Annotated in this window: 19 protein-coding genes; 5 read left to right on the top strand and 14 right to left on the bottom strand. The window is 68.1% G+C overall.

The window, feature by feature from the left end; translation table 11 throughout:
* Positions 1-309 precede the first annotated feature (309 nt).
* The gene (locus tag CXZ05_RS08145; protein WP_102972097.1) at positions 310-1,044 is read left to right on the top strand and encodes an IclR family transcriptional regulator; all 735 of its coding nucleotides are present in this window, start codon (positions 310-312) and stop codon (positions 1,042-1,044) included.
* Here CXZ05_RS08145 and CXZ05_RS08140 read toward each other — a convergent pair.
* The 4 genes from CXZ05_RS08140 to CXZ05_RS08125 all read right to left on the bottom strand — a co-directional run bounded on the left by CXZ05_RS08140 (position 1,032) and on the right by CXZ05_RS08125 (position 7,803).
* Entirely contained in the window at positions 1,032-2,405 is a 1,374-nt protein-coding gene (locus tag CXZ05_RS08140) for an MFS transporter (RefSeq protein ID WP_102972096.1), read from the bottom strand. The genes CXZ05_RS08145 and CXZ05_RS08140 overlap by 13 nt on opposite strands.
* 124 nt (positions 2,406-2,529) lie before the next feature.
* Positions 2,530-5,637, bottom strand: a complete 3,108-nt coding sequence (locus tag CXZ05_RS08135) for an AAA family ATPase (protein ID WP_102972095.1) — start codon at positions 5,635-5,637, stop codon at positions 2,530-2,532.
* Complete coding sequence (locus CXZ05_RS08130) at positions 5,634-6,806, bottom strand: exonuclease SbcCD subunit D (protein ID WP_102972094.1); 1,173 nt, start codon at positions 6,804-6,806, stop codon at positions 5,634-5,636. Before CXZ05_RS08130 ends, CXZ05_RS08135 begins: the two co-directional genes overlap by 4 nt.
* Before the next feature lie 55 nt (positions 6,807-6,861).
* The gene (locus CXZ05_RS08125; RefSeq protein ID WP_102972093.1) at positions 6,862-7,803 is read right to left on the bottom strand and encodes an MIP/aquaporin family protein; all 942 of its coding nucleotides are present in this window, start codon (positions 7,801-7,803) and stop codon (positions 6,862-6,864) included.
* A 232-nt stretch (positions 7,804-8,035) separates the two neighbouring features.
* Here CXZ05_RS08125 and CXZ05_RS08120 point away from each other — a divergent pair, with 232 nt between their 5' ends.
* Positions 8,036-9,130 (top strand): ADP-ribosylglycohydrolase family protein, encoded by a 1,095-nt coding sequence (locus tag CXZ05_RS08120; protein WP_102972092.1) that lies wholly within the window; start codon positions 8,036-8,038, stop codon positions 9,128-9,130.
* On the opposite strand, the gene CXZ05_RS08115 is transcribed toward CXZ05_RS08120, so the two are convergent.
* Complete coding sequence (locus tag CXZ05_RS08115) at positions 9,117-9,686, bottom strand: DUF4395 domain-containing protein (protein ID WP_102972091.1); 570 nt, start codon at positions 9,684-9,686, stop codon at positions 9,117-9,119. The genes CXZ05_RS08120 and CXZ05_RS08115 overlap by 14 nt on opposite strands.
* Positions 9,687-10,060: 374 nt before the next feature.
* Complete coding sequence (locus CXZ05_RS08110) at positions 10,061-11,089, bottom strand: exonuclease domain-containing protein (protein WP_102972090.1); 1,029 nt, start codon at positions 11,087-11,089, stop codon at positions 10,061-10,063.
* A 68-nt stretch (positions 11,090-11,157) separates the two neighbouring features.
* On the opposite strand from CXZ05_RS08110, the gene CXZ05_RS08105 reads away from it, so the two are divergent.
* Positions 11,158-11,931, top strand: coding sequence for a VTT domain-containing protein (locus CXZ05_RS08105; RefSeq protein WP_102972089.1), 774 nt, complete (start codon positions 11,158-11,160; stop codon positions 11,929-11,931).
* 82 nt (positions 11,932-12,013) lie between these two features.
* Here CXZ05_RS08105 and rdgB read toward each other — a convergent pair whose 3' ends face one another.
* The 6 genes from rdgB to clpS form a co-directional block, all read right to left on the bottom strand.
* The gene (rdgB, locus tag CXZ05_RS08100; RefSeq protein WP_102972210.1) at positions 12,014-12,661 is read right to left on the bottom strand and encodes an RdgB/HAM1 family non-canonical purine NTP pyrophosphatase; all 648 of its coding nucleotides are present in this window, start codon (positions 12,659-12,661) and stop codon (positions 12,014-12,016) included.
* A gap of 5 nt (positions 12,662-12,666) precedes the next feature.
* Entirely contained in the window at positions 12,667-13,425 is a 759-nt protein-coding gene (gene rph, locus CXZ05_RS08095; protein WP_078026682.1) for a ribonuclease PH, read from the bottom strand.
* 55 nt (positions 13,426-13,480) lie between these two features.
* Positions 13,481-14,278 carry an MBL fold metallo-hydrolase gene (locus tag CXZ05_RS08090; protein WP_102972088.1) on the bottom strand — a complete coding sequence of 266 codons (798 nt, stop codon included), beginning with the start codon at positions 14,276-14,278 and terminating at the stop codon, positions 13,481-13,483.
* Complete coding sequence (gene murI / locus CXZ05_RS08085; RefSeq protein ID WP_374754635.1) at positions 14,275-15,300, bottom strand: glutamate racemase; 1,026 nt, start codon at positions 15,298-15,300, stop codon at positions 14,275-14,277. Before murI ends, CXZ05_RS08090 begins: the two co-directional genes overlap by 4 nt.
* A 141-nt stretch (positions 15,301-15,441) precedes the next feature.
* On the bottom strand, positions 15,442-16,008 hold the full coding sequence (locus tag CXZ05_RS08080) for a DUF2017 domain-containing protein (protein ID WP_102972086.1): 567 nt from the start codon (positions 16,006-16,008) through the stop codon (positions 15,442-15,444).
* Positions 16,001-16,378 (bottom strand): ATP-dependent Clp protease adapter ClpS, encoded by a 378-nt coding sequence (gene clpS / locus CXZ05_RS08075; protein WP_102972085.1) that lies wholly within the window; start codon positions 16,376-16,378, stop codon positions 16,001-16,003. Before clpS ends, CXZ05_RS08080 begins: the two co-directional genes overlap by 8 nt.
* Before the next feature lie 155 nt (positions 16,379-16,533).
* Here clpS and CXZ05_RS08070 point away from each other — a divergent pair, with 155 nt between their 5' ends.
* Together CXZ05_RS08070 and CXZ05_RS08065 are read left to right on the top strand one after the other, a co-directional pair.
* A complete protein-coding gene (locus CXZ05_RS08070; protein ID WP_102972209.1) occupies positions 16,534-17,862 on the top strand; it encodes a nicotinate phosphoribosyltransferase in 1,329 nt (442 codons plus the stop codon).
* 22 nt (positions 17,863-17,884) lie between these two features.
* Positions 17,885-18,520, top strand: a complete 636-nt coding sequence (locus CXZ05_RS08065; protein WP_102972084.1) for an isochorismatase family protein — start codon at positions 17,885-17,887, stop codon at positions 18,518-18,520.
* 34 nt (positions 18,521-18,554) lie between these two features.
* On the opposite strand, the gene CXZ05_RS08060 is transcribed toward CXZ05_RS08065, so the two are convergent.
* Both CXZ05_RS08060 and CXZ05_RS08055 read right to left on the bottom strand, forming a co-directional pair.
* Entirely contained in the window at positions 18,555-20,333 is a 1,779-nt protein-coding gene (locus CXZ05_RS08060; protein WP_102972083.1) for a DEAD/DEAH box helicase, read from the bottom strand.
* Positions 20,333-20,674, bottom strand: coding sequence for a DUF3039 domain-containing protein (locus tag CXZ05_RS08055; RefSeq protein ID WP_102972082.1), 342 nt, complete (start codon positions 20,672-20,674; stop codon positions 20,333-20,335). Before CXZ05_RS08055 ends, CXZ05_RS08060 begins: the two co-directional genes overlap by 1 nt.
* Between the last annotated feature and the right edge of the window lie 45 nt (positions 20,675-20,719).

Genomic DNA, 20,719 nt, shown 5'->3' with positions numbered 1-20,719 from the left:
TGGGGGCAGTGCTACTGCCGGGGGTGATGAAGAGGTGTCCGATTTACTGATCGAACGGTCAGTTAGTGTGAGGATACTACGAAGTGTGATCCGACGCACCCCTCAATCGGTCAGACGCAGAATCACACGCAAGTGCATGCCGGACTGGCGCACCGCGCCGCGGCCGCCAAGGCGTAGTCGCCTCGGACCGTCCACTGCTAGGATGTTCCATAATCGAACATAGAACTCCGATATAGAACGTGCTCGAACTGCAGCGCCTACGCCAGCCCTGTGGCCAGCCGCCCCGCTAACCTGCCTAGGATGGACAGCATGACTCCCAACGCCGGTGCCGCAGCGCAGGTTGCGCCCGCCCAGACCTCCCCGTCGCAGACCCTCTCCCGGGGCATCCGGGCACTGGAAATCCTCGCCGAGGCTGACCGCCCGCTGACCATTGCCGAGCTGGCGGAGGCCATGGGCGTCCACCGTTCCGTGGCCTATCGGATCTTGCGGACCCTTGAGGACCATTCCCTGCTGGTGCGCGACGACGCCGGCCGGGTCCAGCCGGGCCCCGGCCTCGCGGTGCTGGCGCGCGGCGTTTCGCGGAACCTCCAGACCGCTGCGCTGCCGGAACTGACCCAGCTGGCCAACACACTCAACATGACGGCCTTCGTGGCCGTGTGGGACCACCAGGAATGCGTGACGCTCGTGACGGTGGAACCACGGCATTCGGCCGCCACAGTGGTGCAGCATCCGGGGTCCCGCCATCCGATCAGTTCCGGCGCGCCCGGCATTGCCATCCAGTCGGCCCTGACGGAGCACGAGTGGAGCCAGCTGGCTCCCGCCGTGCCGTACCGCGCCGAGGCCGGCGAGGCGCGGAAGCGCGGTTACGCGGCCAGCCACGACGAGGTCATCGCCGGGGTTTCCTCTCTTGCCGCACCGGTCCGGGTGCCCGGCGGACGCCCGGCAGCGGTCGCCGTCGTCTATATCCGCTCATCGGAGGATCCGGCCGAGGTGGCCGCTGCCCTGACGGCCAGCGCGGCCCGGATCGAAGGTCAGCTCGCCTGAGCTGACCGCTTCCGGGAACGGACGACGACGGCGGCCGCCGACCCGAGAGCGAAGAGCGCCGCCGCAGCGGCTGCCGAGACGAGGAAGGCGGCGTGGGGGCCCCATTGCTGTGCCAACTGGCCCCCGATGGACGAACCCAGGGCGGTGCCCGCGACGATGCCGCTGGCGAGCGCCGTCATCACTGTGGCCAGCCGGCCCGCCGGCGCGACCAGCCCGCCGATGGCAAACACCGTGACCATGACCGGACCCACCGGAAGGCCCAGCGCAAGCAGTACCAGCACCATGCCCCAGCCATCGGCTGGAAGGAACAGCAGGGCTGACAGCCCGGCCATGGCGGCCGCCCCGGTGACCCAGCGGGCCGTCAAGGGGAAGCCGGCCGGCCAGTAGGCCACCGAGATCGCGGCCGCGGCCGAGCTGATCCCCATGACGGCGTACAGGAGTCCAGCCGCCTCCGACGATGCGAAACCGGCGGCAAACGCGCTTAAGGCTGCCTGCGTGGAGCCGAAAAACGCGCCCATGCAGACCATGGCCAGGACCGGAAGTGCCACGCGGGCCAGGCCGGCAAAGCGGCTGCCGGCCCGGGTTCCGGCATTTCCTCTGGCGGCATTCCCTCTAACGGCGCGGGTACCGGCGGCAGGCCGCCGCGGAACAGCGGCGTGGGTACGGTGGACGGCGAAGGCGGGAACAAGCGTGAGGGTGAGCGCGGCGGCCAGGGCGAGCGGCAGCCAGGGTGCCACCAGGCTGGCCAGGACGCCCACAAGGGCCGGACCGAGCACGAACGTCAGTTCGTCGGCCGTGCTCTCATAGGACAGCGCGACGTCCAGATCGGTGCTGTCCCCGGCGCGCCGGCTTTCGGCTGTGAGCGCCATCCACCGGACACGGGCCAGCGGGCCGACCTGGGGGCAACTGAGGCCAGCCCCCAACGCCGCCGCGATGATGCCCCACGCGGCGCCGACGTCGTGCACCCCGGGAATCAGATACGCGGTAACAATCACGGCAACTACGGCCGCAACGTTAAGGATGGCCGAGATCAACAGAACCGGGCGCTGGCCGAGCCGGTCGGCCAGCCAGCCGAGGATCGGCGCACCGACGGCCGAGCCGATGCCGACCGCGCCGGCAGCGGCTCCGCCTACGGCATAGGAGCCGGTAACCGACGTGGCAAGGGTGAGGGTACCCAGGGTCAGCATCGCGAGGGGCAGGCGGGCAAACAGGCCCACGGACAGGAATCCCCTGCCCGCCAGAGCCGGCAGGCGCGCGAACCGGCCGCCGAACTGCGGGGTGGGCGCCTGAGTGTTGGCGGACGGGGCAATGGGAATGGGACGGGGCTCGGCGGGTGGTTGGGGCGCCGTTGAAGTGCTCATATATGCGGGCTCGTTCAGTCCGTGCGCATCGTCCCTCCTCCCGATGCGCTGAACCCGGTAACAGTCCCATGGTACTGGACACGTGATACGGGACGCGGAAGTCCCGACGGCGGCATCACTGGGGTTAGACCGTTACGAGCGCATCAACGATGTGCACCGTGGAGCCGTTCCGCTGCTTCACCACCTGGAGCTGGCTGCCGATGCGCTGCTTCATCTCCCCGACGTGGCTCACGAGGCCGACCACGCGGCCCCCGTCGCGGAGGCCCTCCAACGCATCCATGACCTGCTCCAGTGCCTGCTCGTCGAGGCTGCCGAAGCCCTCGTCGACGAACAGCGTTTCAATGTCAACACCGCCGGCTTCCTGCTGCACCACGTCCGCGAGGCCCAGGGCCAGCGACAGCGAGGCCATGAAGGATTCCCCGCCGGAGAGGGTCGAGGTGTCCCGGCGGCGGCCGGTCCACTCGTCCACGACTTCCAGCCCCAGCCCGGACTTGGCGTTCCGGGCTGCCCTGGCATCAGAGTGCTGCAGGGTGTAGCGGCCGTCGCTCATGGCGACGAGCCTTTCCGACGCGGCAATGGCGACCTGTTCGAGCCGTGCCGCCAGGACGTACGCGTTAAGGCTCATGCGGTAGCTGTTGTCGCCCGAGCCGCGGGCCGCTTCGGCGAGGCCTTTCAAAACTTCGGCGTGTTCCCGGGGCTCCCGGCCGGATTCAGCGAGCTCCCCGTACTCCTTACGGAGGCGTCCCAGGCTCTTGGCGGCCTGCCGCGCCATGCCCGCCGCCAATTCGATGTCCTTTGCTGCCCGGGCAGCAAGTTCGGCTTCGGTGCGCAGCAGGTCCAGGTCCGCTGGGGTGGTCGCGGAGCCGCTTTCGTCGTCCCTGGCGGTCTGTTCCTTTGCTGCGACAACGAGCTCTTCGCTGGCGAACAGTTCCTCCAGCCGTACCTCCTCGTCGCGCCCGGACTGGACGGCGGACTCCAGCCTCGCCGCCTCCGCCCCCGGCAGCAGGGCCTGGCGGGCCTCAGCGGCCGAGGCGAATCCGGCCTCGGGAAGAGCGCGGTCCAGCCCGGTCCGTGCCTCTGCCAGCCGGGCCGCAGCCTGATCCAGCTGCGACCGGGCGGCGTCAGCCTGTTCGAGAATGCCGACAAGCTGGGCGATGGCGTCGCTGCGGAGAGCGAGGCTGGCGTGGCCGGCACGAAGCGTTTCGAGCGACGATTCCAGGGCGTCGGACTGCCCTTCGATTTCGGTCAGGGCGGATTCTGTTTGCGCCAACTGCGACAGCACGTCCACGCGCACCTGCTCCGTGGCGTCGATGAGCTCAGCCAGTTCCTCCTGCCGGCTCCTGCTCGCTTCCAGTTCCGCTACGGCCGCGGCCGCCTCGGCAGCAGCTTCCCGGGCTGCCCGGGCGGCTTCCGCCGCTTCGGCGGGATCGGTGTCGCCGTCCTGGCCTGCGAGAACGGCGACCAGCTGCCTGGCCTCGGAGAGCTCCGCCTCCAGTGCAGACAACGCCCTCTCAGCCGCCTCACTGCGCTCATTGGCCTGTTCCTCTTTCTCGGCAAGCCCGAGGACGGAGTCCCCGGCGGGAACCGGCTCGGGGTGCTCCGGGCTCCCGCAGACGGGACAGGGCGCCCCGCGTTCCAGGCGCGAAGCCAATTCGGCCGCCGCATTGGACAGGCGTTCCTCGCGGATGTCCAGCCATAGCCGGCGCAGTTCCTGGTGCTGTTCCCGGCCTTTGAGGTGCCGCTCGGCGACGGCAGCGCACCCGGCCGCAGCAATGCCGTAGCGCCTGACAACGTCCACCAGCTCGTCGGCGGCCGCCGCTTCCTTGGTGCGCAGCACAGATTCCCCTGCCAGCTGTTCAAGCGGCTGCAGGGCTGCACGCAGTGCCTCCATCTCGGTGCGGAGGGAAAGCAGCCGGACGGCGTGGTCATTTCCGGTACGGGTGAGTTCCTGCCGCCGCTGTGCGAGCCCGGCGGCCCGTGCGTGCAGGCGACCCAGCTGCTCCTCATCGGCAAGGCGTTCGCCGATCACAGCGGCCAACGCCCGCAGCCGCGAAAGCTCCGCGGCCACATCGACGCCGGGGTGTCGGGTGACGGCGCTGTGTTCCGCAGTGCCGTATTCCGCAGTGCCGTGTTCCGCAGTGCCGTGTTCCATAACTGCCAGTTCGGAGCTCGAGCCCGCGGCCTCCCGCACGCCGGCGCTGGCGAGGTCCAAGGCTTTTTCCGCCCGGGCAAACAGGACCTCGGCGGCGGTCACGGCCTTCAGCTGCCCACCCAGGAGCTCGGCCTTCCGGTGCAGGTCAAGCGCGGCTCCCGCGCTGGTCAGCCCAGGGGCGGCGGCCTCTGCGTCTGCCCTCCGGCGCAGGGCAGCAGCAAGCTTCAGGCGCCTTCCCTCCCTGGCCAGCTCCGCTTCGAGCCGCTCCGTGCACCCGCGGCGCCGCTCCTCGGCGGATTCTGCATCCCCGGCCAGGGCCGAGGCACGCTCCGAGGCGGCAGACTCCAGCCATGACAGCAGTTCGGGACCGCCGGCAGGTTCAGGCGCCGCGTCGGGGTCGACCTCGAGAGCCGTCACCTCCGCCCAGGCCCTCGCCACCAGCATGCCCAACCTGCCCTCAAGATCGGCTACTTCACTCACCGCCACGGCGGCCTGTACCGCAAGCTCCCGCTCCACCGCCTCGAACCGTTCGGTTCCGAAGAGCTTCTGCAGCAGGTCGAGGCGGTCCGAAGCCTTGGACCGGAGGAACGCGGCGAAGTCCCCCTGGGGGAGCAGAACCACGCGGGTGAACTGCTCCCGATCCATGCCGAGGAGCGCGGTGATCTCCGCCCCCGCTTCGTCGTTCCGGCCAGACTTTTCCAGCCACTCACCTGCCACACGTTCACGCAGCAGCGTCTTGGCCTGCTGCGTGGTGAACCCGTTCCGTCCGCGGGCGCTGGGCTTGTCCCAGGCCGGTGAGCGGGTAACCTCAAAATGCCTGCCCCGAGCCGTGAATTCACAGGTCACACGGGGTTCGGCGGCCTGGTGCGCATGGTCGCTGCGCAGTCTTTTGCCGTCCTGCCGTGCGCCCGGCACGGACCCGTAGAGGGCATAGCATATGGCATCCAGCACGCTGGTCTTGCCGGCGCCGGTTGGCCCATTGAGCAGGAACAGCCCTTGGGCGCTCAGCCGGTCAAAATCGATTTCCTCGGTTCCGGCAAACGGCCCGAATGCTGAGATTTCCAGACGGTGGATCCTCACAGTGATGCCTCCTGCAGGCGCACGTTCTCCAAGGCTTCGGTGAGGGCGGTCTGTTCCGCCGTGTCCGGCTCCCGGCCGCGGACGTGTTCCAGGAATCCGCAGCAGACGGCGAGGTCATCCTCCGCCTCCGCCAGCCGGCTGCTGTAGCTCGCCCTCGAGGCGGCGGGTGCCCCCTCCGGCTCGAAACTGAGGACAAGCGTGTCCGGGAACCTGGCACGCAGCCGCTCCATGGCCTGGGCAGGCCGCTGGGCGTCCGTCAGGGTCACCTGGCAGTACGCTTGCTCGGCCCAGGCGTGCTCCGGGGACTCCAGCAGCCCGTCGAGTGTCCCCCGGAGGACGGCAAGTTTCCGCGGCGCGTCCCAGAAGATTTCCTCCACGGCGGTGACCCCGGACTCGTCAACGTCAATGAGCCAGCCGCCCTTCTGGTGCTTTGCTTCGGAGAACGAGTAGGCCAGTGGTGAGCCCGAATACCGAACTTCGCCAGAGAGGGCCTGCCGGCCGTGCAGATGCCCAAGTGCCGTGTAGCTGAAGCCGTCAAACAGGTCCAGTGGCACGGCACCCACTCCCCCGATGCTGATGTCGCGTTCGCTGTCCGAGCTGATGCCACCGCTGGCGAAGGTGTGGGCCAGCACAACGGAAAGGACCGTCCGGGATTGGCTGCGCGTGGCGACGTCGGCCCTGATGCGTTCCGTGGCGGCACGGGTGACTTCGAAGTGGCTGGCGCTGTCCACTCCAAGTTGCTCGGCGACCAGCCGGGGTTCGAGCCAAGGGATGCCATAGATGGCCAGTACCGAATCGGTCCCCGTGACACCGAGTGGCAGCAGGACGGGGACATCCAGCTCCTGCAGGCGGGTGCGCAGGTGAACACCGCCCTTCTCCAGAAGCCGGGAGGCGAAGCCGAGCCGGATGGCGGAGTCGTGGTTTCCGCTGGTCAGCACCACCTGTGCGCCTGCCCCGGTCAGCCGAACCAGTGCATCGTCCAGGAGGTTAACCACATCAACGCCGGGCAGGGCCCTGTCGTAGACGTCGCCGGCGATCAGCACGACGTCGACGGAGAGTTCCCTGACACGGGCAACCAACTGGTCGACAAAGGCGTGCTGCGCGTCCAGCATGCCGACGCCGTGGAAGGACCGGCCCAGATGCCAGTCGGAAGTGTGCAATAACCGCATATTCATAAGCTAGACGCGGGCACCGACAAAATAGCCGACCCTGCGCCTCGGCGCGTCAGGACTCCTTGCTGCGGGGTCCGTCGAAGAAGTCGCGCGCGTCGTCGCCGCCTGCACCAGGCGCTGCGGCCGCGGGCTTTTCGACTGCTTCCTGGTCCGAGGCGCCGTCGAAGTCGTCCCCGAGGTCAGACTCGGGATCGGCGGCGTCGTCGGCGTGGTCCGCGGCGGTGGCACTGCGGCCCTGGGCGTCGGCGAACCCGCGGAAAACAAGCCCTGCGATGCCGGCACCGACGATCGGGGCCACCCAGAACAGCCACAGCTGCTCCAGCGCCCAGCTGCTGCTGAAGAGCGCAGAGGCGGTGGCCCGGGCTGGATTGAAGGGCGCGTTGCCAAGGGCCTGGCCCAGCTGCAGCAGCACGGCAAATGCCAGCCCGACGGCGAAGGGCGCGGCGGCCGCGTGCTTGTTGCGGCGGGCCGTCATGCCAAGGAACACGGCGACAAGGAGGGCTGCTCCCAGCACTTCCACGAGCAGCACGCCGGCCATCGACGTCTGGATCACGGAGTGCTCGCCGAAGCCGGCGGTGACGGTGTCGAAGGCCGTGCGCGCGTCGGAGATGTTGGGCACCGTGCGGAGGATGCCGAACAAGGCGAGCGCGCCTGCCGCAGCGCCGACCAGCTGCGCGCCGATGTAGGCCGCCGCGGCGGCGATGCCGATCCTGCCCGCGACGAGGTTGCCCAGGGTGATGGCGGGGTTGAAGTGGCCGCCAGAGATGTAAGCGAAGGCCAGCATCGCCGCCGTCACGGCAAGGCCTCCGGCGAGAGCGCCGGGCAGCGGGTTTGACTGCGGCAGGGTGAAGAGCGGCACGCCCAGCCCGGCGACCACCAGAAAGAGCGTTCCGAAGGCCTCCGCTCCGAGCCTGGACAGGAGTCCGGGCCGGAGTCCGTTGTCTCCGGCGGAATGCCGGTCATCGGTCGGGGGGACGGACACAGGGGTGCTCATGGGGAATCCTTTAGTTTCTGTCAGCGGGGAATGCCGCTCGCTCCGGGAGCCGGCCCCAGCAGTCTGGCAGCAAAGTCTGGACGGTTGCTGAATCCGAGCTTATCGTCCGGCGCCCGGACCCCCGGCATTGCGAGTGCGACGTCACAGCACGGTGCGGGGCCACAGGGTCAACACCGCGGCATCCAGAATCACAGGGCCGGGACAGCTCCGGCGGGCAGGTAAATTTGCCTGCATGAGCAATGTTCCGGGCACCGTTCCGTCCCCCGAGTCCCGCATCCATGGCTGCCTGCTCGGCGGCGCCCTGGGCGACTCGCTCGGCTACGCCGTCGAGTTCGATCCCATCGACGAGATCCGGCGCCGTTTCGGCGCCGCCGGGCTCCGGGATTTTTCCGCGCTCGACGGCGGGGCCCACTTCTCGGACGACACCCAGATGACGCTGTACACGGTCGACGGCATCGTCGAGGCCCTGGAATGGGCAAACTCCGGGGTCGGTGCCGACGCCAACGCCTGCGTCTGGCTTGCCTACCTGCGCTGGCTGGAGACACAGGGCGTGCCCGTTCCCGAATCAGCGCCGCGGCCGCATCCCCGGTGGATTGACGGCCAAGAGGTGCTGCGGCACCGCCGGGCACCTGGCAAGGCGTGCCTGAGCGGGCTGGCCACCGGCGAAATGGGAACGGTCTTTCGCCCGGTCAATCCCGAATCGAAGGGCTGCGGAACCGTGATGCGCTCGGCGCCCTTCGGCCTGGTTCCGCACATCCCGGCAGATTCTGTGTACAAGTTGAGCGCCGACGCGGCCTCACTCACGCACGGGCATCCTTCGGCCCGGCAGAGCGCGGGTGTTTTCAGCCTGCTCATCCATTCGCTGGTGCAGGGCGGCAGCCTGCCGGAGGCAGCGCAGGCAGCCCTCGCCCATGTGCTGGCTGATCCGGAGGCAGCACCTGAACTCCATGAGCGGCTGGAGGCCGCAATCCGTCTCGCCGGCCAGGCCGGACCCGGTACCGTGCTCAGCCCGGAGGAACTGGTCCGTGAACTCGGTGAAGGCTGGGTGGCAGAGGAGGCTCTCGCCGTCGGACTTTATGCGGTCCTCGCGACTGCCACCCCATCAGAGGGAGATGGCGCGCCTGATCCGGCGGACCATTTCAAGGCCGCCATCGCCGTGGCCATCAACCACAGCGGCGACAGCGACTCCACCGGGTCCATCGCAGGCAACATCCTGGGCGCGTACTACGGCACGGCCTGCCTGCCCGCGGACTGGCTGGAAGCCCTTGAGGCCCCCGAGGTGATCCGAGGCATGGCCGGGCAACTGGTTGCCGTCACGTCTGCCTGAGCGGAATGTTGTTGCAGGCCTCGCAGATATCCTCGGGAATGAGGCCTCGGCGCTGCAGCAGGCCAAAGATGGCACAGCCGAGGCAGAACCCGGCGAAGGCTTCCAGCGAGGCGGCAACGATCAGCACGGCCAGCAAAATCCAGGCGGCGGGGGCCAGGCCGGCGGCCAGCAGGACGGCGGCCGCCGTGGACATCGCGGCGCCGATGCCTTGGGCGAAACGCTTGGGCGGCCCGGGCACCAGCTTGACCCGTCCCAGCCGCGGAGTGAGGACCCTGACAGAAAGCAGGGCGAGCGGTGAGATTCTCGGCCCGAACAGCACACGCAGCCAAAAGCCGGCGGCAATGACCGCCAGGCCCCAGCCGAAGCCGGTGAGCAGCGTCGCGGCAGCCAGCAGGACCACCAGCCCGGCGGTGATGCGGGCCGCGTATTCGTTGACCGGGTTGGGAAAGGCGAAGACGGACCCCGGCCCGCCCTGACTGCGCGGTTTGCCCCGACTGCCAACCTTGACCAGTTCGCCCGGTGTGCCCAATTTGCCTAGTTTGCCCAATTTGCCCATGGGGCAAGGCTAGGAGAGTGGCGGCGGCGCCGGGAAGCTTTATTGCGCCATGTGTAGGCTGCGACCCATGCGTTTCGGGACGCTCCCTCAGATCATGTCGGTTCTTCCGCGACCCTTCCTCACGTCCTGTCGCCTTTGGTGCGACCCTTCCTCAGGTCCCGTCCCCTTTGGTGCGACCCTTCCTCACTTGAAGCCGGGGCATACCGGGTTGCGGTTCTTCCGCGACGCTTCCGAGGGTCCGGTCGGGTTGCCCGATGCGCTTCTGCGCGGTGGGGAAGCGTTTGAAGAAAGCCGACAGGATGTGATCGAGCGTTTGAGGAAAACCTGCAAGATGTGAGGAAGGGCCAGTCAGTCGGTAGCGCAGCCGGGAAGCTTTATTGCGCCATGTATGCAGAGGCGCCGTGTACGGGCGCGCCGCCCACCATCTGCAGGAACTCGCCCTCGGAGATCACCTCGATGGCCTGACCGCGGTCGTGCAGCTCCAGCACCCGTTTGGCCTTGCCGGTGAGCCGGCCGGAGCGCAGGTCGCCGGCCACGAAGCCGTCGCCGACCACCAGGACATTGGTCCGCGCAGTGACCCGGCTTTCCGGGCGCGCCCCCAGTTCCGCGGACCGGGTCTTCGCCTCGGGCCGCGGCATGGCTAGCTGGCCGGTGAACACGACGGTCTGACCGAACAGCGGATTCCCGGGTTCGGCGTCGGGATTGGGCTCGGGGTTGGGCCCTTCCTCAGGCCACCCGCTGCGGAACGGCCGGACCACCCGGTCAGCACCGGCACCGCCCGCGGCGGCGAGGGCTGAGACGGTCGCCTTGGAAAGCTCCCCGCCGGACGGATCGAACGCAGCCTGTTGCGGTATGGACAGCCCCAGTGAAAGGTAGAGCTCGGCAATACTGTTGGCCCGGTTGCGCCCCGCGATGTCGATGAGGATGCCGGCGCACGCCCTGGCGTCCTCGGCCGCGTCGTGGTGGTTCACGAGGGGCACGCCTGCCTCCTCGGCGGCAAAAGGTAGGGAATTCGAAACCAGGGAGTAGCAGCGCCGGGAGAGCATCACGGTGCACACATAGTCGTAGGCGGGGCCGGGAAGCCCCGAGACTTCCAGCCCGGAGCGGATCACGCCGAGGTCGAAGGCGGCGTTGTGGGCCGCGAGGATGTCGCCGCCGATGAAAGCGCCGATCTCCGGGAACAGCTCCCCGAAGCGGGGCCGGCCGGCCACCTGTTCGGGCCTGATGCCGTGGACGCGGACGTTGTGGTAGTCGAATGAGTCGTGGTTTTCCGGCGGCCGCATCAGCCACGAGACCTCCTCGACGATGACGCCTCCGCGGACCTTGGTGAGGCCAACGGCGCACGGCGAACCGCGGAAGCCGTTGGCGGTCTCGAAGTCGATCGCCGTAAAGTCCAAACCCACGGGGACAACTGTAGCCCGGCCGCGGCGCGGAGCCCGTCAAGTACCCTTGAAACGTGAACTTTAATGCATTGAGCGACTTTGCCGTGCCCGCGCTGGGTGGCGCCGGCCCCGTCCAGCCGCAGCTGGCATCATTCCTGCCCGATTGGCTCAACCCCCAGGTCTTCCTCGCCGACCCGGCCCTGGCCCCGTGGGTTGTTCTGCTGGTGTGCGGGATTATCTTCGCCGAAACCGGGCTGCTGATCGGATTCTTCCTGCCCGGGGATTCCATGCTGTTTACGGCGGGCCTGCTCGTGGCCACGGACACCATCAAATTCAACATCTGGCTCTTCGCCGCGCTGATCATTGTGTCCGCCATCATCGGCAACCAGACGGGCTATCTCATCGGGTCCAAGGCGGGCCCCGCCATCTTCAACAAGCCGGACTCCAGGCTTTTCAAGCGTGAGAACGTTGACAGTGCGCACAAGTTCTTCGAAAAGCACGGCGGCAAGGCCCTGATCCTGGCCCGCTTTGTGCCCATCATCCGCACCTTTGTCCCGGTCATCGTGGGCGTTGCCCAGATGGATAAGCGGAAGTTCTTCCTCTTTAACGTCATCGGCGCCCTCCTCTGGGGCGGCGGCGTGACGCTTCTCGGCTACCTGCTGGGCGACAAGGTCCCGTGGGTGCGGGACAACCTGGACATCATCTTCATCGCGATCGTCCTGCTCTCGGTGATTCCTGTCGGCATCGAAGTTGTGCGCGGCATGACCGCCAAGCGCGAGGCAGCGGCCTTCGGGACGGACCCGGTGGAGGAGTTCATCGAAGAGCACGAGCCTGAGGCCGAGCGCAAAACGAACCTGGACTGATACCGCAGGCTCCAGCAACGCGGGGTCACTTAGCGCCCAATGGGATGACCGGATTGGGCGGTAAGTGACCCCGCGTTGCTGTTTACCGGAGGGCCTCGACGATCGAGGGAAGCAGTGCACGGAACGCCAGGCCACGGTGGCTGATGGCGTTTTTCTCCTCCGGGCTGAGCTCGGCGCAACTGCGGTCCAGGCCTGCAGGTTCCAGGACGGGATCGTAGCCGAACCCGCCTTCGCCGCGAGGTTCGCGCAGCAGCGTGCCGGCCAGCTGGCCGTACTCCACCACTTCGCGGGCCCCGTCCGCAGACGACGACGCCGGCACTGCAAGGGCCGCCGCGCACACGAACGCGGCGCCGCGGTGGCCGTCCGGCACGTCCGCCAGCTGGGCCAGCAGCAGGCGCAGGTTTGCGTCGTCGTCACCGTGCCGGCCGGCCCAGCGCGCGGAGAAGATCCCGGGCGCGCCCCCGAGGACATCCACTGACAGCCCGGAGTCGTCGGCGATGGCCACCAGCCCCGTTGCTTCGGCCACCGCCCGCGCCTTCAGTAGCGAGTTTTCCGCAAAGGTCACCCCGGTTTCCGCGACGTCGGGGGCTCCGACGGCGGCCGCGTCCACCACCTGCGTGTCGACGTCGAGCCCCGGGATCTGCCCGCGCAGCAGCTCACGCAACTCCCGCAGTTTCCCGGCGTTGCGCGTCGCCAGCACCAGCCGGGGTGCCGCCTCCGCTGCGGACACGCGGCTCACGGAGCTTCGGCCAGGGTTTCGCGCTGGATCGCGGCCAGCTGCTCCGTTCCCAGCAGTGCCAGGTCCAGCAGCTTGTTGAGCTCGTCCCGGTCGAAGGGGGCGCCCTCGGCCGTGCCCTGGACCTCCACGAACTTGCCGGAGCCGGTCACCACGACGTTCATGTCGGTTTCGGCCCGCACGTCCTCGATGTACGGCAGGTCCAGCATCGGAATACCGTCGATGATCCCCACGGAAACGGCCGCGATGGTGTCCACCAGCGGCTGGGCGTTGCGGGCGATCATCTTGTTCTCGCGGGCGAAGCGGATGGCCTCGGCGAGCGCCACGTAGGCGCCGGTGATGGCCGCCGTCCGCGTGCCGCCATCGGCCTGCAGGACATCGCAGTCCAGCACGATGGTGTTCTCCCCCAGGGCCTTGGTATCAATGATCGATCGCAGCGAGCGCCCGATCAGGCGGGAGATCTCGTGGGTGCGGCCGCCGATCTTGCCTTTGACGGACTCGCGGTCCGAGCGGGTGTTCGTGGCACGCGGGAGCATGGCGTATTCGGCGGTCACCCAGCCGCGGCCTTCGCCCTTGAGCCAGCGCGGAACACCTTCGGTGAGGGAAGCGGTGCACAGGACCCGGGTGTTGCCGAACTCGATGAGGGCCGATCCCTCGGCCTGCTTGGACCAGCCTCGGGTGATGCTGATGGGCCGGAGCTGGTCCGGGGTGCGGCCGTCGGCACGGATGACGGGGGCAGTGGTTGCTTCGGAAGTCATGCCTTTAGCTTATCGAGGCTGCAGGCGGGACGGTGCCACTCCAAAGAGTCCGATGTCAGACGGTGTAGTGCACGCCGGCCACGGCCACGGCCACGTCACCGGCGAAGGCGGGGCGTGCCTCGGCCATGACCTTGGTCTGCGACGTCCACACCGGAATGTGGGTGAGGAGAAGTCGGCGGGCACCGGCAGCGGTGGCTGCCTCGGCGGCCCGTTTGCCGGTCAGGTGGACGTCCTTGATGCCGTCGTCGCGGCCTTCCTCGAAAGCTGCTTCACAGAGGAAGAGGTCGGCGTCCTTGGCCGCCTCCTCCAGGCCGCGGCACGAATCCGTGTCACCCGAATAGGTCAGCACGCGGGTCACGGCATTCCCGGCGGTGTCCGGCTCGGTCACCTCCACGCGCAGCGCGTAGGCTTCCTCCACCGGGTGGTTCACTGCGAACGGCGTCACGGTGAAGGGGCCGACGGTGACGGACTGGCGCTCGGTCCAGTTGGTGAAGTCGAACTCCTCGTGCATCCCCGGATCCAGGTCCAGACCGTAGGCCGTTGCCATCCTGTCGGCGGTGGCGGCGGGGCCCCAGACGGGGATCCTTCCCCGGTCCCAGCCGCCGGGCTTCCAGCGCACCGCCACGTGCAGGCCGCAGAGGTCCATGCAGTGATCGGGGTGCAGGTGGGTGAGGAAAATCGCGTCGATGTCCTCGAGGTCGGTGTACCGCTGGATGGCGCCAAGGGCCCCGCTGCCGAGGTCCATGACCACCTTCCACACCCGTTGGCCGTCGTTGGCGGTCAGCAGGTAGCAGGAGGCGGGCGATCCGGGGCCGGGAAATGAGCCCGTGCAGCCGACGATGGTGAGCTTCACAGGAACGACCTCCCGGGGATTGCACCGCTGCCGGCGGCCTGCCCGACGAAGTTCGAGATGCGCGGGCGGGCGGCCGCGTTCCGCGCGGCGGCGATCATTTCGGGGGTGATCCGCGCCAGGCTGCCTGTGGGGTACTGCGCCGCGACGTGGTCCACGTGCTTGACGCTGAGCACCTCCGGCCCCAGGAACCTGCGGGCCAGCGCTTCGAACTGGCCCGCATCGCCGGTGGCGATGAAGCTGTGCTCCGGCGGCGCCGGGTCCGTCCGTTCGAGGCCGTTGCTGGCCAGCGCCCGGTATACGTCCTTGGCGGTTTCCTCGGCACTGGAGACCAGCGTGACGTCCTCGCCCATGACGTAGGAAATCACGCCGGTCAGGAGCGGATAGTGCGTGCAGCCCAGCACCACGGTGTCCACGCCCGCGGCTTTCAGCGGCTCAAGGTACTCTCGGGCGATGTCGAGCAGTTCCGGCCCCGTGGTGATGCCGGCCTCCACGTACGGCACGAATGCAGGGCAGGCCACGGATGTGATCTCCAGGTCAGGCGCCGCAGCGAAGGTGTCCTCGTAGGCCCTGGAGCCCACGGTGGCGGAGGTGCCGATCACGCCCACCCGGCCGGTGCGGGTGGCCGCGACAGCGCGGCGCACGGCCGGCTGAATCACTTCGATGACGGGGATTCCGTAACGCGCCGTGTAGCGCTCACGGGCGTCCCGGAGCACCGCGGCCGACGCAGAGTTGCAGGCGATGGTGAGGAGCTTGACGCCGGAGTCCACGAGTTCGTCCATGACGCCGAGTGCGTTGGCGCGCACCTCCGCGATGGGCAGCGGCCCGTACGGGCCGTGGGCGGTGTCACCGACGTAGAGAATGGATTCGTTCGGCAGCTGGTCGATGATCGACCGCGCCACCGTGAGGCCGCCGACCCCGGAGTCGAAGACGCCGATCGGCAGCGATCCCACATTTACGCCGTCGGCCGGTGCGGACTCCGCTGCAGCCCCTGCTGCCGGATCCATGCTCGATGCTGAAGTCATGATTATTTGAGGATAGGTCTTCCCGTGAGGTGCGGCCATCACTTGTGGCGGGCGACTCATGTCGAATTTGTCACATCCGGCGGCCGAAACGGCTCACCGCTGGAGCCGCCCAGTGGCGGAAAAGCTCGCCGCCGGAATGGCTCAGGGCCGCGCGCCCAGAGACTGCAGCATCGCCTGCACGAGGGATTCCTGCAGCCACGTGGTGAAGTTGTAGACCAGGGCGAGGTAGCTTTCCACGTCCTCGGCCTGGGACCAGTCCTGCATCTGGTGGACGTGGTCCGCGTCCGCCTCGTCCCGGATGTCGAGCCGCTCGGCGAGCACCAGCCGCACGTCGTTGAGCGCCGTGGACCAATGCCGGGCATCAGCCGGCGTCAGGACGAGCTCGTCCTTGTCCAGGCCCAGCGCGGCGGCGCGCAGCGCGCCGATCTTGCTTTCCCGCAGCGAGCGTTCGGTGAGCTGGCGGAACTCAAGCGAGGCCGCGGCGTCGTCCTTCACTGCGTTGGGCAGCAGCCGGCGGAGGGCGCGGTCCGATGGTTCCCGGACCTCCATGTCCAGTCCGATCATCGCGGCGAGCGGATCCTCGGAACCGCGGTCCGCGGGCTCCAGCATGGAGATGACGTCGGCGAACAGGCTGCGCAGCAGTTCCCTTTCGGCCGGTTCAAGAAAGCCGGAGATGCCTTTGAGTCCGTATTTGAAAGCCTTAGCCACGTTTTCCCTTGCCCTTGCCCGGGCCACGTTTGCCGCCCCCGCTGTCTCCGCCGGTGGCCTTCTCCACGGTGGCCCACAGGCCGAACCCGTGCATCGCGACCGCGTGCTGCTCCACCTGTTCCTTGCTGCCGTGGGCAACAATGGACCGGCCCTTCCTGTGGACCTCAAGCATCAGCTTGTTGGCTTTGGTTTCCGAGTAGCCGAAATAGCTCTGGAACACGTAGCTGACGTAGCTCATGAGATTAACGGGGTCATTCCAGATGACAAGGTTCCAAGGAACGTCCGGGGCGGTCAGGGCGTCGGTGGACACCGCCGTTCCGGTCTGGGTGCTCTCCTGGGTGTCAGGGCCGAGCGCAACGCTTAAGGTCATCTGTCCATTCTATGGCGATGCTGGGCCCACGCCGGTGAGGGCCCCGCGGCGAAGCGAAGCGAGACGTGGGAACCGGTCGTGGGCCCACGCCGGCGAGGGCCCCCGCGGCGAAGCGAAGCGAGACGTGGGAGCCGGTGGGGACTAGAGTGATTTTTGTGAGTAACTCCGCCGGCTGGGAGCAGCCCCGTACGTCCCTGTTCACCGACCATTACGAGCTGACCATGCTGCAGGGGGCCCTCCATTCCGGCGCCGCGCACCGCAAGGCCGTGTTCGAGGCGTTCGCGCGCCGGCTCCCGGACGGGCGCCGCTACGGCATCGTGGGCGGTACGGGCAGGCTGCTCGAAGGCATCATGGCCTTCCGGTTCGGCGACACGGAGCTCGAGTTCCTGGCGCACACCGGAGTGGTTAACAAGGAGACGCTCGACTACCTGGCAGACTTCCGCTTCACCGGGGACATCTGGGGTTACGCCGAGGGCGAGGCCTACTTCCCCAACTCCCCCATCCTGATCGTCGAATCGACGTTCGCCGAGGCGTGCATCCTGGAGACGTACGTCCTGTCCGTCCTCAACCACGACAGCGCCATTGCCTCGGCGGCGTCGCGCATGGTGATGGCCGCCGGCCAGCGGCCCTGCATCGAGATGGGGTCCCGGCGGACCCAGGAGGAATCAGCCACCGCTGCCGCCCGTGCCGCCGTCATCGCCGGGTTCGACAGCACCTCAAACCTTGAGGCCGGACTGCGGTACGGCCTCAAGACCGTGGGCACCGCCGCCCACTCCTTCACGCTTCTCCATGACACCGAGCGGGCCGCCTTTGAGGCGCAGATCGCCTCCCTGGGGGCCGGCACCTCGCTGCTGGTGGACACGTACGACGTCGAGACCGCCGTCCGCACGGCCGTTGACATCGCCGGGGACAAGTTGGGCGCCGTGCGGCTGGACTCCGGCGACCTGGTGGAGCAGGCGCAGTGGGTCCGGCAGCTGCTGGATGACCTGGGCAACGAGCGCACCCGCATCACGGTGACCTCCGACCTGGACGAATACGCAATTGCGGCCCTGCAGTCCGCCCCCGTCGACTCCTATGGGGTAGGCACTTCCCTCGTGACGGGCTCCGGCGCACCGACCGCCAGCATGGTCTACAAGCTGGTCAGCCGGACCAACGACGCCGGGGAGTTCGTTTCGGTGGCCAAGGCCGCCAAGAACAAGACGAGCAAGGGCGGGCGCAAGTACGCCCTCCGCCGGCTCAACGACAACGGTACGGCCACACAGGAGCTCATCGGTGTAGGACACCGGCCGGCGGATGACGGCAACGACCGTGCGCTGCTGCAGCAGTTCATCAAGAATGGCGAGCTCCTGCCCGGCTGGACCGGCCACGAAGGCGTCCTGCGCGCCCGGCAGCGCCACGCCGATTCCATGGCCGAACTGCCCTCGGTCGTCCACCGCCTGCACCGCGGCGAGCCGGCTATCCCGACGCTCTATGAGGACAACTGATGGGAACTGAGGAGAACAACTGATGGCACGGGCACTCATCATCGTCGACGTCCAGAACGATTTCTGCGAGGGCGGCGCGCTGCCGGTGGAGGGCGGCGCCGCCGTGGCCGGGGCCATCAGCGAGTACGTCGAGAACCACCACGGCCAGTTCGACCACATCGTGGCCACGCAGGACTGGCACGTCGATCCTGGCTCCCATTTCTCAGAAGCCCCGGACTTCAAGGACAGCTGGCCGCCGCACTGCGTGGCCGGGACCCAGGGTGCCGAGCTCCACCCGGAACTCGACACTGAACACATCCAGGCCTACTTCCACAAGGGCCTGCATGCCGCGGCCTATTCCGGGTTCGAAGGCCTGCTGGCACCGGAGGACGCCGTCCCCACCGGAGAGCGCCAGCCCGGTTCCCTGCCCGGCGCGGCCGACCCCGGCTACGCCCCTGAGGAAGACGCAATCGGCCTCGACGACTGGCTCCAGAGCCACGACGTGGAGGACGTCGTGGTGGTGGGCCTCGCCACCGACCACTGCGTCATGGCGACGTCACTGGATGCCGTCCAGGCCGGCTACGCCGTCACCGTGATTAAACGGCTGACGGCGGGCATCGCCGATGACCTCGACGACACCTACGCCGAAATGGAGCTGGGCGGCGTGGACCTCGAGTAGTTCCCGCCTGCGATATTCGGGCTTTTCTGCCCGGCTATGTCCTGCCGATGAACCAGTCCTGGAGCTTCTTCAGCCTGGACTGCAGCTGCTCCTCGTTCGCCTGTGCCACCGGAGGGCCGCCGCAGACGGTCCGCAGCTTCGTGTGCACCACCCCGTGCGGGGTGCCCGTCCGCGCAGACCAGGCCGCCACGTTCTTCGCCAGCTCGTTCCGCAGATCCATCAGCATCCGGTGGTCGGGTACCGCGGGGGCGGCCGGCGCTGCCGCAGGGCCCTGGCGTTTCTTGCGGCCCTGCTGCTCGTGCTGGCGCTGGCGCAACAGCATGCCCACCTGCTCGGCGTCCAGCAGGCCGGGGATGCCGAGGAAGTCGAGTTCATCCTCGGAGCCGATGTCGCCTCCGGTACCGAACTCGCCGCCGTCGAACAGTACACGGTCGAACGACGCCTGCGAGTCCAGCGCCTCAAACTTGCCCTTGGTCAGGCTGTCCGACGCCTTCTCCTCGCGGTTCGCCTCGTCCATCAGCGACTCTTCGAGGTCCATCAGGCCGTCCCCGTCATCGTTCTGCGGCCGGTCCAGGGCATGGTCACGTTCGGCTTCCATGCTGTTGGCCAGCGCCATCAGCTGGGGAACGGACGGCAGGAAGACTGAGGCCGTCTCGCCCCGCTTCCGGGAACGCACAAAGCGGCCCACTGCCTGGGCGAAGAACAAGGGTGTGGAGGTTGACGTCGCGTAGACGCCCACCGAAAGGCGCGGCACGTCCACGCCTTCGGACACCATGCGCACGGCAACCATCCAGCGCTGGTTGCCCGCGCTGAACTCCTCAATCTTGTTTGAGGCCTTCGCGTCATCGGACAGAATCACGGTGGGTGACTCGCCGGTGATCTTCTTGAGCTGGCCGGCGTACGCCCTGGCGTCTTCGTGGTCGGTGGCGATCACCAGGCCGCCGGCGTCGGGAACGGACCGCCGGACCTCGCTGAGCCGCTTGTCCGCTCCCGCCAGAACGGCGGGAATCCATTCCCCCGCAGGGTTCAGGGCTGTCCGCCAGGCCTGTGACGTGATGTCCTTGGTGACCGCGGCCTCGCCGAGGGAGGCGGCCATCTCGTCACCGGCGCTGGTGCGCCAGCGCATCTGCCCGGAATAGGCCATGAAGATAACAGGCCGCACCACGTGGTCACGGAGCGCATTGCCGTAGCCGTAGGTGTAGTCCGACTTGGAGCGCCGGATGCCCTCACGGTCCTCGGTGTACTCCACGAACGGAATGGGCGAGGTGTCCGAGCGGAACGGCGTACCGGTCAGTGACAGCCGCCGGGCCGCGGGATCGAAGGCCTCGCGGAGGCCGTCACCCCAGGACAGCGCCTCGCCGCCGTGGTGGATTTCGTCAAGGATCACCAGGGTGCGGGCGGCTTCGGTCTTGGCCCGGTGCAGCATGGGCTTGCTGGCCACCTGCGCATAGGTCACGGCCACGCCGATGAACCCGCGGCCGTGCTGGCCGTCGGAATTCTTGAAGTTGGGGTCAATCGCGATTCCGACGCGCGCCGCAGCGTCAGCCCACTGCCGCTTCAGGTGGTCTGTTGGCGCCACAATGGTCACGCGGTTCACCGTGCCGGCCTCGATGAGCATGGAGGCCACCCTGAGCGCAAAGGTGGTTTTGCCGGCGCCGGGGGTGGCCACTGCCATGAAGTCGCGGGGAGCCCTGCTGAAGTAGAGGTCCAGGGCTTCCTGTTGCCAGGCGCGGAGCTTTTGGGCGGTTCCCCAGGCTGCACGTTCCGGATAAGCCGGAGGCAGAGTGGGTCCGCCGAAGAGTGTCTCCGTCACTACTTGTTGTTGCCTGAGTCTCCGCCGGACCCCTTGCCGCCGTCGTTGCCCGGGCGAAGGCCGTCATAGACTTCTTTGCACTCGGGGCAGACCGGGAACTTCTGCGGATCCCGTCCCGGCGTCCAAACCTTGCCGCACAGCGCGATGACCGGTTCGCCGGTCAGAGCGGACTCCATGATCTTTTCCTTGCGCACGTAGTGCGAGAAGCGCTCACGGTCGCCGGGCTCCACTTCCTGGCGCAGTTCCTCGCGCTCAATGGTTGCGGTGGACGATCCGGCGCCGGAAAGCTCACGCATGGGGTCGTTGTCGAGAGGATCCGTCATGCTACTCATGGCATCCATCTTAGCCGTTCCGGACGGGCGGCCGCGGGAGGACCCGGGCGCAGG

Origin of the sequence: Arthrobacter sp. AFG20, assembly GCF_002892795.1 — a bacterium.
GTDB lineage: Bacteria > Actinomycetota > Actinomycetes > Actinomycetales > Micrococcaceae > Arthrobacter.
Note: the sequence above shows the minus strand (reverse complement) of the source record. Positions and strands in the feature narration are given on the sequence as shown.

What these genes read in the sequence shown, in the direction of transcription:
- CXZ05_RS08055 (WP_102972082.1), bottom strand. Translation starts at nt 20,674, where the DNA reads ATGGATGCCATGAGTAGCATGACGGATCCTCTCGACAACGACCCCATG.
- clpS (WP_102972085.1), bottom strand. Translation starts at nt 16,378, where the DNA reads ATGACCTTAAGCGTTGCGCTCGGCCCTGACACCCAGGAGAGCACCCAG.
- CXZ05_RS08065 (WP_102972084.1), top strand. Translation starts at nt 17,885, where the DNA reads ATGGCACGGGCACTCATCATCGTCGACGTCCAGAACGATTTCTGCGAG.
- CXZ05_RS08125 (WP_102972093.1), bottom strand. Translation starts at nt 7,803, where the DNA reads ATGAGCACCCCTGTGTCCGTCCCCCCGACCGATGACCGGCATTCCGCC.
- CXZ05_RS08145 (WP_102972097.1), top strand. Translation starts at nt 310, where the DNA reads ATGACTCCCAACGCCGGTGCCGCAGCGCAGGTTGCGCCCGCCCAGACC.
- rph (WP_078026682.1), bottom strand. Translation starts at nt 13,425, where the DNA reads ATGACTTCCGAAGCAACCACTGCCCCCGTCATCCGTGCCGACGGCCGC.
- CXZ05_RS08140 (WP_102972096.1), bottom strand. Translation starts at nt 2,405, where the DNA reads ATGAGCACTTCAACGGCGCCCCAACCACCCGCCGAGCCCCGTCCCATT.
- murI (WP_374754635.1), bottom strand. Translation starts at nt 15,300, where the DNA reads ATGACTTCAGCATCGAGCATGGATCCGGCAGCAGGGGCTGCAGCGGAG.
- CXZ05_RS08115 (WP_102972091.1), bottom strand. Translation starts at nt 9,686, where the DNA reads ATGGGCAAATTGGGCAAACTAGGCAAATTGGGCACACCGGGCGAACTG.
- CXZ05_RS08120 (WP_102972092.1), top strand. Translation starts at nt 8,036, where the DNA reads ATGAGCAATGTTCCGGGCACCGTTCCGTCCCCCGAGTCCCGCATCCAT.
- CXZ05_RS08130 (WP_102972094.1), bottom strand. Translation starts at nt 6,806, where the DNA reads ATGCGGTTATTGCACACTTCCGACTGGCATCTGGGCCGGTCCTTCCAC.